We start from the raw sequence: 13,545 nt of genomic DNA, 5'->3' as shown, positions 1-13,545 counted from the left end.
GGGCGAGGCCTCGCCCCGCGTCCGTTGAGGGGCCGGGGGCGCGCAATCGCCCGTGAGGGGCGCCCCGGAGTGAAACCGAGCCGGGTATCCCTGACAGGGCGATCGACGCTTCGGACATCGAGGGGTGCAACCAGGGGATGATTCTCACCAACGGTTTGACGAAGCATTACGGGTCTTTCCCGGCGCTCTCGAAGGTGTCGATGGAGGTCCGTCGCGGGGAGGTCTACGGTTTGCTCGGGCCGAACGGCTCGGGCAAGACGACGACGATCCGGCTCCTGCTCGGCCTCTTGCGGCCGACGTCGGGGACGGCCAGCGTCGACGGGTTCGACTCCTGGCGGCACAGCCTGGAGGTCCGCCGCCGCATCTCCTACCTGCCCGGGGAGGTCCGCCTGCCGGGCTCGGTCCGGGGGTATCAACTGCTCCGCTACCTGAACGACCTCCGCGGCGGGGGCGGCATGGACCGCGCCGTGGCGCTGGCCGAGCGGGTGATGGGCCTCGACCTGCGGCGCAAGGTCCGGACGTTCTCGACCGGCATGAAGCAGAAGCTCGCCCTGGCGCAGGCCTTCGCCGATCCGGTCGACATCCTGATCCTCGACGAGCCGACCTCGGCCCTCGACCCGTCGGCCCGCAACGACGTGCTCCGCCTGGTGGCCGAGGCCCGAGCACAGGGGCAGACCGTCATCTTCTCCGGCCACGTGCTGACCGAGGTCGAGCAGGTAGCCGACCGGGTGGCGATCATGCGTCGCGGGCGCTTGATGCACGTGGAAGACATGCACGAACGCCGACGGAACCTCCGCCTGCTGCTGGTCCGGTTCCAGGGGACTCCTCCGAGCACCTTCCCCGAGGAGCTGGAACTCTCGGCCCGGGAACGCAACGGCGAGGTCCTGCTGCTCGAACACCGGGGGGCGGCCGGGCCCTTGCTCGGCTGGCTGGCGTCGCAACCGGTGGCCGACCTGGCCATCGGCACCGAGGACCTGCGCGCCCTGTACGACCGATACCACGGCCCGAATCCCGAGCCCGATCCCGAGGACCGCTGATGGCCCTGCTGACGATCGTCCGCAAACTGCTCGGCGAGACCCGAGGGTCCTTGCTCATCTCGACGCTCGGCTTCTTCGGCCTGGCCCTGCTCTGGAACTGGGGGATGTCGGAGTTCCAGTTCCCGAGCGACGCCGACGAGCCGACCCCGTCGGCCTCGGCCGACTCCGAAGGGACGGAGCGGGAGGAGCCCCGGCGCGAGCGTCGTCGGGGCCGCGCCGGCCCGCAGATCTACGTCTTCTTCGGGGTGCCGGCCGAGCAGATGCTCGGCATCGCCCCGGGCGAGACGCCGACGCTGGCCATGCAGGCGGCGATCGCCAACCACCCGCTCGTCTTCCTGGCCTTGCTCGGCTGGGCGATCTCGCGGGCCTCGGCCGCCGTGGCCGGGGAGGTGGAGCGGGGGACGCTCGACCTGACCCTCTCGCGGCCGGTCCGCCGGTCGACGTTCCTGGCCGCGCAGATCCTGGCCACCCTGATCGTCTTCGCCCTGCTCGGCCTGGCGATCACCGCCGGGCACCTGGCGTCGGCCCGCTTCATCTTCCGGCTCAACGGGACGCCCCCGCCGCTCGAGTACCTGCCGATGGTCGGGTCGCTGGTCGCGCTGGGCATGGCGGTCTTCGGGTACACCCTGCCGATCTCGTCGGGGAGCCTGTCGCGGGCCCGGTCCGGGATCATCGGCCTGGCGATCACCCTGGCCGGGATCGCGGGGATGATCTTCGCCCGGCAGTACGAGGAATACGACTGGGTGGCGAACCTCTCGGTCTTCGAGTTCTACGCGCCGGTCGCCAACACGCTCGACCCGACCCGGGAGCAGTGGATGGACCTGGCGACCCTCGGCGGGGTGTTTGCCGTGGGCTCGATCGCCTCGTTTCTCATCTTCTTGAGGCGGGATCTGCCGAGCAACAGCGGCTAAGATGGGTCCCCGGCAACCTCCCTCCCCGAAGGCCCCCCGAGGACCGCAACCATGATTCGACATCTGCTTACCCTTTTGATTGCGCTGCTGTTCGGAATGCCGGGAGCGGTTCGAGGCCAGGAGCAACCGCTGGCCGGGTACTTCTCGGCCGAGGTCGAGCGGATCACGGCCGAGCCGCTGCTCGGGATCGACGACGCGGAGACCTGGAAGGCCCGCCGACCGGAGTTGCAAGCGCGGCTGATGTCGATGCTCGGGCTCGACCCGATGCCCGAGCGGACCGACCTGAAGGTCGAGGTCCGGGGGATCGTCGAGCGTCCCGACTTCGTGGTCGAGCGGATCCTCTACCAGTCGTCGCCGGGCCTCTACGTCACGGCCAACCTGTACCGGCCGAAGGAGGTCACGGGGCCGTTGCCGGCGATCCTCTATGTGTGCGGCCATGCGAACGTGGTCCGGGACGGGGTGATCTACGGCTGCAAGGCCCACTACCAGCACCATGCGGCCTGGTACGCGGCCAACGGCTACGTGTGCTTGCTGGTCGATACGTTGCAACTGGGCGAGATTCCGGGCCTGCATCACGGGACCTATCGCGAGGGGAAGTGGTGGTGGCAAGGCCGCGGGTACACGCCGGCGGGAATTGAGGTCTGGAACGGCATCCGGGGGCTGGACTACCTGCAATCGCGGCCCGAGGTCGACCCGGATCGCCTGGGCGTGACCGGCCGGTCGGGGGGCGGGGCGATCTCCTGGTACATGGGGGCGGTGGACGACCGGCTCTCGGCCGTCATCCCGGTGGCCGGGATCACCGACCTGAAGGACCACCTGCTCAAAGGCGGGCCGACCGGCGCCCATCCGAACGGGGTGATCGAGGGGCATTGCGACTGCATGTACATGGTCAACACCGATGCCTGGGACTTCGACGTCCTGGCCGCGCTGGTGGCCCCCAAGGCGTTGCTGATCGAGAACACCGACGCCGACCCGATCTTCCCCGTCCCGGGCATCCGCCGGATCTACGACACGCTTGAAACCGTCTATGAGTGGTACGACGCCTCGGACCGGCTCGGCCTGGTGATCGGCGAGGGGGGCCACAAGGACACGGTCGAGATTCGCCACCCGTCGTTCGCTTTCATGAACACGTGGCTCAAGGGGGAGCCGACCGACCCGAGCGACATCGAGGAGCCGGATCGGAAGGTCCCGATCGAGGAGCTGAAGGTGCTCGACGTCGACGAGCCGATCCCCGCCGACGCCCTCAATGCCCGGATCGACGAGACGTTCGTGCCGGAGGCGTCGGCCGGCCCCGTGCCCGACTCGGCCGAGGAGTGGGAGTCGCTCAGGTCGGCATGGCTCGATCAACTGCGGTCGGAGGTCTTCGGCGGCTGGCCCTCCGAGGAGGAGGTCACACCGCTGGAGGAGAAGCAGGTTTCCGCGGCCGAGCGGGACGGGGTGATGATCCGACGGATCGCCTTCACCTCGCAAGATGGCGTCCGGCTCGACCTCTGGATGTTGAGCGACGAGAGCGGCCGTGAGCAGCCGAGCCGGGTCAACCTCGTCGTGCTCCCCGACGAACTGGCCCGGCCGATGGTCGCCGCCCTTGGGCCGGTGACGGAAGGGGAAGACGTGCCCGAAGGGTCGATGGAACCTGCCGACTGGCTCTCCCATTACCGGCTCATTGCCGGGGAGGAGGATCCGACCGCCCCGATCTTCCTCGTCTGCCCGAGGGGGACCGGGACGACCGCCTGGCCCGAGGCGAAGGAAACCCACATTCGCCGCCGTTTCGCCCTGATCGGCCAAACGCTCGACGGCATGCGCGTCTGGGACCTCCGCCGGGCAATCGCCGCCGTCGGCGAGCTTCCCGGGCTGGCCGGGGTGCCGGTCCACCTGACCGCCGCACATGCCGAGGCCCCGATCGCCCTCTGGGCGTCGGTCTTCGAGCCAGACGTCGCGCACGTCCGGCTCCGCACCTTACCGGCCTCTTATCGCGAGGGGCCGATCTTCCTGAACCTCGATCGGATCCTGGAGCCGTCGCAGGCGCTTGGCCTGCTCTACCCGAGGCCAGTGACGGTCGACGGGGAAACGGACCCGGCGGCGTACGAATGGGCCTCGGAACTGGCCGAGGCGCTCGGTCACGACGGGGAGTGGCCGAAGGTGGTGGACTGATCCCGGATCGGGCCTTCGGGGCGCGGCCATTCCATCGAAGCATGCGCATTCGTCGCGGTTCGCTCGCTGATCGGCTCCTTCATCCGGCCTGGCGGTCGCGCTCGCCCGGCGAGCGGGGCAGGGCTGGGATGTGGGGGCCTCGTTCGAATCGCAAGGCGTGACGTTCGAGCAGGGAACCCCCTCACCCGGCCTGCGGCCACCCTCTCCCCCAAATGGGGGCGAGGGTTGAATTCGCCCCTTCTCCCCGCACGCGGAGAGAGGGCCGGGGTGAGGGGGTCGCGGGGCCTGGCGAGCCGGCCGACGGCCCCCATCACCCGGCCTGGCGGTGCCCCTCTTCCTCGATCCAATCCGGGGAGAGGGGCAGGGTGCGCGTGCTCTCGCCCCGGGAGGCGAGTGCGAGGCGAGGACGGGGGCCGGGCAGGCACGCGCAGCGGTGCCCCGCTGGGGTGATCAGGCAGCGGAGCGATCGGGCAGGGCCTTTGCTACGGTCTGCGGGACGGGATGTCAAAGAGCGAGCAGCAAGGGGGGTGGCCTTGCCCTGCGTCGTCTCGCCGTGCCAGGGCCGGAGTCCGGGACGGGGGAGCGGGGAGGTTCGGCAGGGATCGGGCGCGCGGACGGCGGACCGATCGGACGGCGATCGGCTCGCGAAGGGGAGGGCCGGAGGAGGGGCCTTGCGGGCGTGGCTTATCGGTCGCCCGGGAGGTCGTCGGGGTGATTGATCGGCCGAGCCGGGCGCCCGATCGATCCGGAAGAGGTACCGGGGAGGCCGGGGTGAGTCTCGGTGCGCTCGCCGGTGCGCTGGTTGGTGCGCTCGGCGGGGGTGGTCGAAGGCTCGGCGGGGGTGTTGCGGATCGCGTTGGCCGCCTGAGGGTTACGGCGATCTTCGGGCGAGGAATCGGGGCCGGGAGGGGGGCCGTTTCGGGATTCGGGGGGCGGGGGGACGTAGGCGGGGGCCTCGGAGCGGCGGGAGGCGGAGGCGTCCATCAGCTTCGCCTCGCGGGCATGGGCCTTGGAACGCTCGGCGCGGAGGCGGTCGAGCGCGTGCAACGATTTGTGGAAGTCGCGGAAGGCCTCGCGGCGGTAGCGTTGGCGGAGCTGGCCGTCCTTCGAGGTGTCGACCATCGAGGCGGTCTCGACGGCGACGGCCTCCGGGGCGTCGATGTCGTCCCAGACGATCGGGCGGAGGGTTTCGAGGCGGGCGATCTGGTCGTCGAGCAGGGAGCGGAGCTGGTCGAGGGCGGAGGGGTTGCCGGGGGTCTCGGTCGCGGGCTGGAAGAGTTTCGGGAACGAGGCGGCGGTCAGGCACCAGACGAGGCCGGCGGGGCTGGTGCGGTCGAGCGGGGGCGAGGGCTCATGGCCAAGTAAATTCATGGCGCTGAGCAGGTCCTGGGCGGTCCAGGGCCTGGGGGAGTCGAGCCGGGCGCGGAGGTGCCGCCAGTGGCGGAGCATCCAGTCGATGCCGAAGGCGGTCTCGTGCAGGTCGGCGATGACGGCCTCGGGTTCGCGTTTGAGGTCCTGGGCGCGGCGGCGGACGGCGTGCTGCTTACGCTCGCGCCAGTCGCTCAGGGCCTGTTGCCGGCCGGGCTTGAGGCGGGATTCCTCGGCCTCGACGCAGCGTAAATAACGGACGTACTCGATGGCGGCGGAGGCGATGAGGGCCTCCTCGGGGGGCGTCTCGGGCATGGACTTGCTCGTCCAGGAGGCGACGATGACTTCCATGCGCTCGCGCTCCTCGGCGTCGAGGGGGCGTTTGGCCGTGAGGCCGTGGGTGGTGGCGTTGGAGGAGGGGTCGGCGGGGAACGGGTGCGGGTTCATGGAAGTCGATTCGCCTCGATGGGGTGGTGCAAGGTGCAAGGGGATGCGGAGCGACCGGGCGCGGGCTCATCCTGAAATCATCGGGGCGAACGGGAGGCTTAAGCACAATTTCCGGGAAAAATAGAAAAACAGGGAGTTATCGGCCACGGATGGGCCAGGGATGGGAGGAGAGGAGGGGGATGGGTCACTCGCTTGACGGCGAGGACGAGCTGGGACGCATTCGGAATGCAATTCAAAAAATATTCTTGTTTGCGTTTGTGACATCGGGAAACGGCGACGGGATGCGCCGGGGGCTCCTGGGATGATCGAAGCTTGACTCGCCGGGCCGTTTCGATGAGTTTGGGGGTGAGGCGGGCGTTCCAGCGGGGGTCTTCCATGGGTGTCGAGGCGAGAAACGCGTGGGATCGGGGTGGGATGCCGGGGATCGCGAAGGCCTTCTCGCGATGGCATCTCGGCATCTTCCTGGGGGCCTGGCTCGGGTTCGCGGCCCTGACACTCCAGATCGTGCGCACGCACCTGGACAACGCCGAGAGGCATCCCGGGGTGGTCGCGGCCACCACGGTGGGGAGCGTGCTGGGGCCGATGTCGGGGGCGATCAGCCGGGGGTTTTCCCAGGGGTGCTGCCTCGAGGTTTCGCTCTCGCTGCTGCCGTACTGTCTGTCGGCGCTGGTGGCCGCGGCGGTGGTCCAGGTCGTCGTACCGGCCAGGGGTGTCGGGCTGCTCGCCCTGCGCCTCGTCGCCTGGATGGTCGGGGTGATCGTGTGGTTCGGGGGTGGGATCGTGTCGCTCGGACACGCACTCTCATGAAGGGGGCATTCCCTCAGACGTCTTGATTTGAAACGTCCGATTTCCGATGAATGATTCCACGGATCTGACACCGGCGGAAGCGTCGTTCTGGAGGAGGAACTCCAAACCGACGTCGAAGCGCAGGCTCGCGAAACTCGCGGAGTGTTACGGGATCGATCTCCGCTCGATCACGGCGCTGTTCAGCGCGAGTATGGACTTCGATCGGCGAGAGGGGATGCCGGCTGACGGGGGAGCGCGGATTCCCGATTCGGAGGTCGCCCACCTCGTCGAGGCGGGGGTCCTGCCGGACGTCGAGGCCCTGGACGCCGAGCGGATCGTCGATTGGTTGCTGGCCGAGAAGGGGCGGTGCCGGCGGGAATTGCTGGCGGATGCGTTCGTGGTGGGGGTCGTCGGGGGGCGGTACGACTACCGGTCGGCGCTCGGTAGTTATGCGAGCTTCTTCGCGTTGGACGAATCCAATCGTGAGGCGATCGTGAGCGGCGGGATGGCAGGGTTGCCGGGGGTCGGCACGATCGACCTGCGCCATTTGGTGAGGCTCGGCCACCGGCGGCTCTGGAAGCCTTACGTTTACCACGACCGGGCCGATTACGCGGCGTTCGACCTGTCGCGATTCCGCCTGAATGCGGGCGCGATCCCCGAACCGTCGGAGTCGGAACGGGCGAACTTCCGCGCACTCCTGGACGCGATCCGGGGCCTCCCGGGCCATGCCAGGCTGACCGACCTGCAGAAGTGCGCGACGGGTTGGGTGAAGGGGGACAAATACGACCGGCAGCACGTCCTCGAAATCCTGGGGTATTGTGATATCCTCGGGGGCCGTGGGCATGAGCCGATGCGAGGGCGGTTCGTCGATCAGATGAACCGCCCGCTCCCGGCCCGCGGTTCCGCCAGGGAGTGGCGCTTCCCTGCCTGTTTCTGGGACGGAGAATCGGGGGTGAATGAGGAGGCGGTTGCCTTCTGGTTCCCGGGGTACGAGGTCTGATGCGAGGGTGCCATCCGCGGAGGCGGGTCCGAGGGCCGGTCGACGGCGATGGCGTGCAGGGCCGGGAGGAGCCCCGGGGGCACGAGGGACGATCGACCGGCGATCGTCCGGGTCGTGGCTCGCGCGCAATCGCGTGCGTATCTGTCGATTCTTGAGGGGTGTCCGTTCATGACGCTTGAACACACGATGGCGCGGCTCGAGGCGCTCGGCAACGATCGGATGCGCGCGCAGAACCGGAAGAACGGCGCGGGGGAGAATCAGTTCGGGGTGCGGCTGGGCGACATCAGGAAGGTGGCGAAGGAGATCAAGGCCGACCACGGGTTGGCGATGGAGCTTTGGGAGACGGGGAACATCGAGGCCCGGCTGCTGGCCATCTTGCTGATGAGGCCGAAGGACCTGCCGGCCGAGGAGGTGGATCGGCTGGTGCGGTCGGTCGACTTTGCCCAGGTGGCGGACTGGCTGACCGCGTATGTCGTGAAGAAGCACCCGGACAGGGAGCAGCTCCGCCGGGCGTGGATGGCCGATGGGGACCCCTGGGCGGCGAGGGCGGGGTGGAGCCTGACCTCGGAGCGGATCGGCAAGGAGCGGGACGGGCTGGATCTGCCGGGGCTGCTGGATCGGATCGATGCCGAGATGGCGGACGCCGCGCCGGAGGTGCAGTGGACGATGAATTTCTGCCTGGCGGGGATCGGCATTCATGTGCCGGAACTGCGCGAGCGGGCCGTCGCGGTCGGCGAGCGGCTGGGGATCTATCGGGATTATCCGGTGCCGAAGGGGTGCACGTCGCCGTTCGCGCCGATCTGGATCGAGGAGATGGTGAGTCGGGCGGAGCGGGGGGAGTGAGGGGTTCTGACGGTGGGCTGGCGGGGAGGGCTTGAGCCGTGTCGAAGGTGTTGCACCGGTGCATGACGAAGGCGACGACCGCCGAGGGGGAGGGCGTGCGCCGGTCCCTGAACTGGGCGGTGTCGCGTCGCGGGATCCTGGAGGTGCGTGAGGATGCGCTCGCGTGCGGCGACTGGGTGATCCCCTATCAGGAGATCGAGGAGGCGGTCCTCTACAGCGTCAGCCAGGCGTTCATTCCCGGATATGTGCTGATGGTGCGGACGCGGGGCGTCATTTATCAGTTCGGCCTGAACTGGGGGCGGTACTGGGGGCGGGAGCTGCCGTTCCCGGTCCGCAGGGAGAAGGGGAAGCTGGGGTATTCTTGGCAGAGTGTCGCGGTGCGCGTCGCCTTCTTCGGACTGCTGGGATACTGGCTGTGGAGCCGGATACGCGGCGAGTGAAATCTCCATATCTGAATAGCAAAATTCAATAGATTTTCATTAAAATTAAATGAAGTCATGGTCATTTTTCGATAATTTCTATGTTGCGTAAGGAGTGGCCCCCTCACCCGGCCTGGCGGCCACCCTCTCCCCCGAGGACGGGGGCGAGGGTCGGAGTGTGCGGGCGGTTCGGCAGGCCGCGTGAGAGGGCCTCTCCTGCGCGAGGGGGGGGACCTGTCAGGGGGCGAGGCCGAGGGCGCGTTCGAGGTCGGAGGAGACGGCGTCGAAGGATTGCTCGCCGTTGATGAGGAGGAAGCGGTCGGGGGAGGTGCGGCGGTAGTGGTCGACGACGGGGCCGGTGCGCTCGTCGTAGACGGACTGGCGGACGCGGAGGACGTCGGGGGTGTCGTCGGAGCGGCGGACGAGGGAGGCGCCGTCGTGGTCGCAGACGCCGTCGGCCTTCGGGGGGTTGTTGACCAGGTGGTAGGTGGCGCCGCAGGTCGGGCAGACGCGGCGGCCGGACATGCGGTTGAGGGCCTCGTCGGCGGAGACGGCGATCTCGACGAAGCGGTCGATGGTGAAGCCGACGGCCTCTTGGAGGCGGTCGAGCAGGGGGACCTGGCCGAGGGTCCGGGGGAAGCCGTCGAACAGGAGGCGGTCGTGGCGGAGGGTCGAGAGGTCGCGGGCGAGGACCTCGTAGGCGAGGTCGTCGGGCACGAGCTGGCCGGCCTTCAGGAGCGATTCGACCTGCTGGCCGAGGGAGTCCCCCTTGCGGACGGCGTCGCGGAGCAGGGCCCCGGTGCGGACCATGGCGAAGCCGTGGGCCTCGCCGAGACGCTCGGCGACGCTGCTCTTGCCGCTGCCGGGACGGCCAAAGGCGACAACGTGGAGGGGGAACTCGGTGGCCATCGGACCTCAAGGGGGAAAGGAAGCCAGGAAACAGTCGCGCCCGGGCCGCGGGAGGCGTCCCGCGGCCCGGGTCAAAACGATATTCTAACCGAGAAGCGGGGCCGGAGTCGCCGGATGTTGCAATCGGGCCACCCGAGGCGGGTTGAAATCGGCAGGGGGAAGGCGATCGGCCGGGCGGTCTCGGGGGGTCTCAGCGGGCGGGTGCGGGTGCGGGTGCGGGTGCGGTCGTCGGCGGCGAAGGATCGGGGCGGGTCAGGGTGGGAGCCGATCCCAGGAGCAGGCGGGCGAGCGGGGCCACCGGCAGTTCGGGGCGGACCAGGCGTTTCGGGCTGCCGAGGTCGGCGAGGATGCCCTCGGCGGCGAGGTAGCCGCTGCGGACGGCCCCTTCCATGGTGGCGGGCCAGGCGGTGTCGGTCCAGTCGCCGGCGAGGAAGAGGCCGTCGACGGGGGTGCGCTGGGGGGGGCGGAGGGACTCGATGCCGGGCCGGACGGAGAAGGTCGCGCCGTGCTCGGTGACGGCCCACCAGCGGGTGAGGGTCGCCTCGCGGGCGGCGGGCCAGATGGAGGCGAGGTCGGCGAGCACGGCGTCTCGGATGGCGACTTTGTCCAGGGGGAGCAGGTCGTAGGCGGCGCTGATGACCAGTTGCAGGTACTGGCCGCCGTCTTCGGATGCTCGTCCCTGGATGGCCGAATGGTTGAACACCCACTGGATCAGGCGGCCGACGGTGACGACGTGCTCAAGCTCGGGGGGACAGACGGGGCGGTCGAACCAGAAGTGGACCCCGGTGATGGGGGAGGACTCCATCCGGGAGACGCCGTCGAGGCCGGGGATTCTGGCCGAGGATTCGTCGGGGATCAACCCCCGGACCCGGTCGTACGGGACGGCCAGGACGACGAAATCGGCGGGGAGGTGCTCGCCCGATCGGAGCGTGACGCCCGAGGCGACGCCGTCGTCGTCGAAGGTGAGGGAGCGGACGCCGGTCTTGAGGCGGATCGAGACCCCTTCGGCGTCGAGCCATTGCTGGAGGCGCAGGCCGTACAGCTCGCCGAGGGGGACGGTCGGGATCTCCATCTGGAAGCCGGTCCGGTTGCGGAGGAAGCCGTCGAGGAAGACCTTGCGGGCGTGGCCGACGTCCATCCGGTCGAGCCGCTCGTTGAGGGCCGAGACGAGGACGGTGCCCCAGAAGCGCTCGATGGTGCGGTCGGTCTGGCCGTGGCGGCGGAGCCAGGATTCGAACGACTCGCCGGGGCGGTCGCGGCGGGCGAGGCGGAGGCAGGCCATGCCGAAGCCGACGCGGAGCTTCTCGGGGAAGGTGAGGTAGCGGGCGCGGAGGAAGCTCTCGGTCAGGTGCAGGGGGGCGGGGAGGAGCCCGGCTCGGAGGGGGGAGGTGCGGCCCTCTTCGTCGAGGAAGACGACCTCGGGCACGCGGCGGAAGAGGTCGGCCGTGCCGACCCGCTTGCAGAAATCGGCGAGGTTGGTGCAGCAGGCCATGCTGACGTGCTGGCAATTGTCGACCTGTTCGGTCGTGGAGGGATCGACGAACGAGCTGGCGCGGCCGCCGAGGCGGGGGCGGCTTTCGAGCAGGGTGATGTCCAGGCCGCGGCGGACGAGGGCCGAGGCGGCGGCGAGCCCGGCCAGCCCGCCGCCGACGATGACGACGCGGGGGGGATGGGGACGCCAGTCGGGGCCGGTGGCCGGGGAGTCGGGGTCCTGGGTCTCGATCACGGGATCAGGCCCTCCGGCCGGGGGACGGGGCGGGCGAGGCGTCCGGTGAGTGCGCCGACGGTGATGGCCGCCTTGCGCCAGGGGGGCAGGGCGACGCGGGCGGCGAGCACGTCGTAGTCGCGGCGGGCGATCTCGTCGAGCAAAGCGCGGTAGATGTTGACGATCGCGGCCAGCACCGGGCGGCCGACCGGGGCGACGAGGCGGATGAGGGGGCTGGCCTCGCCGTAAAAGTCGTAGGCGCGGCGGCCTTCGAAGGCGAGGAGCCGGCGGAGGCGGTCGCTGGGGACGGGGCTCTTGAACTCGTCGGGCGAGACGCCGAAGCGGTCGAGGTCTTCCATCGGCAGGTAGACGCGGCCCAGCTCGGCGTCCTCGCGGACGTCGCGGAGGATGTTGGTCAGTTGCAGGGCGATGCCGCAGGCCTCGGCCAGCCTCTCGGCGCGGCCGCCTTCGGAACGGTATCCCCAGATATGAATGCAGCAGAGGCCGACGGCCGAGGCGACCCGGTAGCAATAGCCGTGCAAATCTTGAAAGGTGGAGAAGGGGCGGGGCTCCAGGTCCATCTCGACGCCGTCGATGACCGCGTGGAGGAATTTCGGCGGGATGCCGTGGCGGTGGACGGCGTCGGCCAGGGCCGGGAGGCCGGGCCAGGCGATCGGGTCGCCGTCGAGGGCGCGGTCGAGGGAGGACCGCCAGGAGAGGAGGCTGGAGCGCTTGGCGTCGATCGTGCCGGGCTCGTCGGCCAGGTCGTCGGTGTGGCGGAGGAAGGCGTAGAGGGCGCACATCGAGCGCCGGAGGCGGGGCGGGAGCAACAGGAAACTATAATAGAAATTCTTCGCCTCGCGCCGGGAGAGGTCGCCGCAGAATCGGTAGCTCGCGTCGAGTGCGTCGGTCATGGGCGGGCCTCGGATCGGTCTGCGGGGGGACGAGCACCGGAGACGGCGTCGGCCCGATGGGCCGGGATCCGGTGCGGCGGCGCGGTGGTGCGGGGTTTCCCGGGGCGGAGCGATCGGGCGAGCAGGGCGCGGAGCAAGAGGCCGAGCTTGGCCCCCTTGCCGACGGTCGGGCGGCGGCGGAAGACGTCGAAGCCCTGGGCCTCGATGCGGTCGAGGATGGCCAGGCCGCTCCGGGTGAACAGGTCGATGTCGACCGCCAGGCGGCCGGGCAGGGCGTCGGCCAGGGGGGCGCCGAGGCGGAACAATTCGCGGGTCCGCCCGACCTCGAAGGCGAGCAAGCGGGCAAACGCCGGGGTGAAGCGGCGGGCGAAGAGGTCGTCGTCGGGGTAGCCGAAGCGCTCGCGGTCCTCAAGGGGGAGGTAGACGCGGCCGATGTCGAGGTCCCGGGAGACGTCTTGCCAGAAGTTGGCCAGTTGCAGGGCGGTGCAGGTGGCGTCGGACAGTCGGACATGCTCGGGCGTGTGGACGCGGCCGAGGTAGAGGATCAGGTGGCCGACGGGGTTGGCGGAGCGGGAGCAGTAGTCGAGCAGTTGCTCATAAGAATCATAATCAGTGATGATCTGGTCTTGCTCGAAGGCGGAGATGAGGGCCTCGAAGGGGTCGAGCGGGATGGCATATTGCCGGACCACGTCGCGGAGGGCGATCATGACGGGATGGCGAGGGGTGCCGGCGTCCATCTGCCGGAGTTCGTCGCGCCACCAGGAGAGCAGTTCGGTGGACCGGGCGCGGTCGCCGACCTCGTCGCCCAGGTCGTCGGACCAGCGGCAGAAGGCGTAGATGGCCTGGAAGGCGGGGACGAGGTGCGGGGGGGTGAGCCAGGTGACGACGCTGAAGTTCTCGTAGTGCGACTTCGTGAGCGCGGCGCAGTAGGCCAGGGCCTCGTCTCGCGAGACGCGGGCGGGGGCATCGGGCCCGAACCGGCGGAGATCGTCGGCGAATGACGGCATCGGCACGCTCGGAATCGACGAGGGGGGTGGTCGGGGAGCACTTCATCT

Annotated in this window: 12 protein-coding genes; 7 read left to right on the top strand and 5 right to left on the bottom strand. The window is 69.6% G+C overall.

Features of this window, described 5'->3' with window-relative positions:
• Positions 1–137: 137 nt before the first annotated feature.
• Genes AB1L88_RS20630 through AB1L88_RS20620 form a run of 3 tightly spaced genes read left to right on the top strand, consistent with a single transcriptional unit; the run spans position 138 to position 4,099 of the window.
• Positions 138–1,037 carry an ABC transporter ATP-binding protein gene (locus tag AB1L88_RS20630; protein ID WP_367098583.1) on the top strand — a complete coding sequence of 300 codons (900 nt, stop codon included), beginning with the start codon at positions 138–140 and terminating at the stop codon, positions 1,035–1,037.
• Complete coding sequence (locus AB1L88_RS20625) at positions 1,037–1,948, top strand: ABC transporter permease subunit (protein WP_367098582.1); 912 nt, start codon at positions 1,037–1,039, stop codon at positions 1,946–1,948. The genes AB1L88_RS20630 and AB1L88_RS20625 overlap by 1 nt, the downstream gene beginning before the upstream one ends.
• 51 nt (positions 1,949–1,999) lie before the next feature.
• Positions 2,000–4,099 carry a CocE/NonD family hydrolase gene (locus tag AB1L88_RS20620; RefSeq protein WP_367098581.1) on the top strand — a complete coding sequence of 700 codons (2,100 nt, stop codon included), beginning with the start codon at positions 2,000–2,002 and terminating at the stop codon, positions 4,097–4,099.
• 684 nt (positions 4,100–4,783) lie between these two features.
• Here the strand turns inward: AB1L88_RS20620 and AB1L88_RS20615 are convergent.
• The gene (locus tag AB1L88_RS20615) at positions 4,784–5,914 is read right to left on the bottom strand and encodes a hypothetical protein (protein WP_367098580.1); all 1,131 of its coding nucleotides are present in this window, start codon (positions 5,912–5,914) and stop codon (positions 4,784–4,786) included.
• Between the two features lie 414 nt (positions 5,915–6,328).
• Here AB1L88_RS20615 and AB1L88_RS20610 point away from each other — a divergent pair, with 414 nt between their 5' ends.
• From AB1L88_RS20610 to AB1L88_RS20595, 4 genes are all read left to right on the top strand, one after another.
• Entirely contained in the window at positions 6,329–6,721 is a 393-nt protein-coding gene (locus tag AB1L88_RS20610; RefSeq protein WP_367098579.1) for a hypothetical protein, read from the top strand.
• A gap of 214 nt (positions 6,722–6,935) precedes the next feature.
• A complete protein-coding gene (locus AB1L88_RS20605; RefSeq protein ID WP_367098578.1) occupies positions 6,936–7,700 on the top strand; it encodes a hypothetical protein in 765 nt (254 codons plus the stop codon).
• 168 nt (positions 7,701–7,868) lie between these two features.
• Positions 7,869–8,543, top strand: coding sequence for a DNA alkylation repair protein (locus AB1L88_RS20600; RefSeq protein WP_367098577.1), 675 nt, complete (start codon positions 7,869–7,871; stop codon positions 8,541–8,543).
• Between the two features lie 62 nt (positions 8,544–8,605).
• On the top strand, positions 8,606–8,983 hold the full coding sequence (locus AB1L88_RS20595) for a hypothetical protein (RefSeq protein WP_367098576.1): 378 nt from the start codon (positions 8,606–8,608) through the stop codon (positions 8,981–8,983).
• A gap of 216 nt (positions 8,984–9,199) precedes the next feature.
• On the opposite strand, the gene AB1L88_RS20590 is transcribed toward AB1L88_RS20595, so the two are convergent.
• The 4 genes from AB1L88_RS20590 to hpnC all read right to left on the bottom strand — a co-directional run bounded on the left by AB1L88_RS20590 (position 9,200) and on the right by hpnC (position 13,497).
• Positions 9,200–9,871, bottom strand: coding sequence for a nucleoside monophosphate kinase (locus tag AB1L88_RS20590; protein WP_367098575.1), 672 nt, complete (start codon positions 9,869–9,871; stop codon positions 9,200–9,202).
• 190 nt (positions 9,872–10,061) lie between these two features.
• Positions 10,062–11,597 carry a hydroxysqualene dehydroxylase HpnE gene (gene hpnE / locus AB1L88_RS20585; RefSeq protein ID WP_367098574.1) on the bottom strand — a complete coding sequence of 512 codons (1,536 nt, stop codon included), beginning with the start codon at positions 11,595–11,597 and terminating at the stop codon, positions 10,062–10,064.
• The gene (locus AB1L88_RS20580; RefSeq protein WP_367098573.1) at positions 11,594–12,490 is read right to left on the bottom strand and encodes a phytoene/squalene synthase family protein; all 897 of its coding nucleotides are present in this window, start codon (positions 12,488–12,490) and stop codon (positions 11,594–11,596) included. The genes hpnE and AB1L88_RS20580 overlap by 4 nt, the downstream gene beginning before the upstream one ends.
• Positions 12,487–13,497 carry a squalene synthase HpnC gene (gene hpnC / locus AB1L88_RS20575; RefSeq protein WP_367098572.1) on the bottom strand — a complete coding sequence of 337 codons (1,011 nt, stop codon included), beginning with the start codon at positions 13,495–13,497 and terminating at the stop codon, positions 12,487–12,489. The genes AB1L88_RS20580 and hpnC overlap by 4 nt, the downstream gene beginning before the upstream one ends.
• Positions 13,498–13,545: the final 48 nt, after the last annotated feature.

It is taken from the genome of Tautonia sp. JC769, assembly GCF_040717455.1.
In the GTDB taxonomy this organism is placed as follows: domain Bacteria; phylum Planctomycetota; class Planctomycetia; order Isosphaerales; family Isosphaeraceae; genus Tautonia.
This window is presented reverse-complemented; position numbering and strand designations above follow the sequence as displayed.